Consider the following 2,775-nt stretch of genomic DNA (forward strand, 5'->3'; position numbering starts at 1 on the left):
AGCTAGCGGCGGCCAACCCAAGCTTTGACAACCTCTACGACACCCTCATGGGTGAACCAAGTTTTAGCTCTGAAATTTTGGAGCAATTGGTCGAGATGTATCTGGAAGACACCCAACCAAGTGTCGTCGCATTAACAGTGCCGTTTCCCGGTAATATGCTAGGCGCTTTACGTATTGCCCAAACCTGTAAAGCCATTAATCCAGACATTCCTATCGTCATGGGTGGCGGCTTTGTGAATACTGAGCTGCGCGCACTAAAAGATCCGCGCGTATTTGAATTTGTCGACTTTATCTGTCTGGACGACGGCGAACGCCCGCTTATCACTTTGCTGGAATACTTTGAAGGCAAACGTGAAATAGACGATTTAGTGCGTACTTACTTCCTTGCAGAAGATGAAAATGGCCAACCTTATGTCCACTTAAATCAAAATGATCAGCTGCACGATATTCCACAATCTGAGGTCGGCGCACCCGTTTACGACGGTCTGCCATTGGGCGACTACCTGTCTTTATGTGAAATGCTCAACCCAATGCACCGCATTTGGAGTGACGGACGTTGGAACAAACTGACCATCGCCCACGGCTGTTACTGGCGTAAATGCAGCTTCTGCGACGTCAGTTTGGACTATATCGACCGCTACGATACCGCTGGCGCCGATGCCTTGGTTGACCGTATCGTAGAGCTTGTTGAAGAAACCGGACAAACAGGTTTCCATTTTGTCGATGAAGCCTTACCGCCAAAAACATTGTTTGCCTTTGCAAAACGTCTCATAGAACGCGGCGTAGTGATCAGTTGGTGGGGCAATATTCGTTTTGAACGTACTTTTAGCCCAGCGCGTTGCCAATTACTGGCAGACTCAGGTTGTATCGCAGTCAGCGGCGGACTTGAAGTGGCGTCAGATCGACTACTTAAATTGATGAAAAAAGGCGTGAGTGTTGAGCGCGTCGCCCACGTCACTAAAGCATTCAGTGATGCCGGAATATTGGTTCACGCTTACTTGATGTATGGCTTCCCGACACAAACCGAACAAGAAACCATAGACTCGCTAGAAATGGTGCGTCAGATGATGGAACAAGGTTGTTTCCAGTCAGCCTATTGGCATCGTTTTGTCGCCACCATTCACAGCCCGATAGGCATGAATCCAGAGCAATTTGGTATCACCCTTGCTGAACGCCCTGAAATTTTATTTGCTGAGAACGATGTCGACTTCACCGACCCGACCGGAACAGATCATGAAATGCTTGGCGAAGGACTGCGTAAAGCAATCTACAACTACATGCACGGTATCGGTTTTGATCAACCAATGAGTTTCTGGTTCAACGAACCCGTTACCCGCACTTCAATGAAGAAAGACCTAATATCAAAAGCGATTAGCAACTTTATTCTTAGTAATGAAGAGTAGGTATTAAAGAGTAACTAGGGCTATCTCATTGGAATAACTAAACGCAGCTTAAATAATTGGCAGTCACATTCTGCTATACAGGCGCATCATGGCCCTACTTAATATAAGAAAGAGTAAGTGGGTCCATGGTTAGAATATTGAAGGTTGATTTATCATTGTTCTGCATAGAGAATAGCGCCTAATTGAAATAATAATTAACGTGATGCATAAAGCATAGGAACGGCAATAAGATGATGACAAAATGGGCGACACGCTTTTTACAAATGGCCGAGCTCGTAGCATCTTGGAGTAAAGATCCCTCCACCCGAGTTGGTGCGGTGATCACTGAAAACAATCGCATCGTCTCGCTAGGTTTTAATGGTTATCCTCACGGAATATCAGATAGTGCTGAAACCGATAACCGTGAAATGAAACTGCTAAAAACGCTCCATGCAGAAGAAAATGCCATTCTGCATGCCAAACGAGATCTCAGTAGCTGTGAGATTTGGGTGACACACTTTCCTTGCCCAAACTGCGCTGCCAAGATTATTCAAACAGGATTGCGCGCCGTACATAGCCCAAAGCCCAACGAAGATTTCCTGTCGCGTTGGGGGGATAAGATTAAAGTCAGCCAAGATATGTTTGAGCAAGCTGGCGTTCAAGTCGATTGGATGCAAGTAGATTAACCCTACTTTTTCACCGTCGTTCCGGAAATGCGGTTGAGCCGGAATCCAGGTGTTTATTCTTTGCATTTATGGCCTGCGTGGCACTTCATCATAGTAAAGGGTGAACAGTCTAGCTTCACTTTACTAGCTGGCTTTAAAAGGCTAGGTAAAAATTTAACAATGGATGCCATGATTAATTCGTGTCGTTTACAAGCTTTCTAAGAATATTTGCCAAGTAAAAAATAACAACCACAGAAGGCCAAGCATAAAAGCAACATCTTCTTTAATCGATGAGCCAAACTCTGAGCTATTATCACCAAAAAAGTAACCTACCGGTTTGGAGTATATTACTGCCGCTAAGCATAAACCTGGCACAAGATAATACAGCACCCAATCTTCTAAATACGTGCTTGTTTCATCGACACCCATTACAACGTAACTGTGCCCATACATCAGCAAATAGACTATGTATATTAGTACAAGAATAACGGCAAAATACTTACCCCATTTCCATTTTTTTAAATTATCCGAAAGCGACAAATCGAATTCATGATTTGAATAAATGCCAAAAAAGATCAATGGCAGTATCAGTAAACAAATGCCTAGAAAAGTACTCAAAATACAGCTCTCTCCAGAAATTTAATAATGGGAATTTAATAATGGGTGGCATGGTTAACGCCTTTACCCTGCCCCACTAAATTCACCTTTAAATTCACTTTTACCACTTT

The 2,775-nt window shown here is 43.8% G+C and carries 3 protein-coding genes; 2 read left to right on the forward strand and 1 reads right to left on the reverse strand.

The annotated features are described in order from the left end of the window. Both CXF78_RS19355 and CXF78_RS19360 read left to right on the forward strand, forming a co-directional pair. Positions 1 to 1,403, forward strand: a 1,403-nt coding sequence (locus CXF78_RS19355; protein WP_102037675.1) for a B12-binding domain-containing radical SAM protein, incomplete at its 5' end; no start/stop codon positions are given. A 230-nt stretch (positions 1,404 to 1,633) separates the two neighbouring features. Further along, positions 1,634 to 2,068: a dCMP deaminase family protein gene (locus CXF78_RS19360; protein ID WP_011638988.1), complete on the forward strand. Its 435-nt coding sequence runs from the start codon at positions 1,634 to 1,636 to the stop codon at positions 2,066 to 2,068. 186 nt (positions 2,069 to 2,254) lie between these two features. On the opposite strand, the gene CXF78_RS21300 is transcribed toward CXF78_RS19360, so the two are convergent. Next, a complete protein-coding gene (locus tag CXF78_RS21300) occupies positions 2,255 to 2,665 on the reverse strand; it encodes a hypothetical protein (protein ID WP_011638989.1) in 411 nt (136 codons plus the stop codon). Between the last annotated feature and the right edge of the window lie 110 nt (positions 2,666 to 2,775).

Source organism: Shewanella sp. 11B5, from assembly GCF_002836795.1.
Taxonomy (GTDB): Bacteria; Pseudomonadota; Gammaproteobacteria; order Enterobacterales; family Shewanellaceae; genus Shewanella; species Shewanella frigidimarina.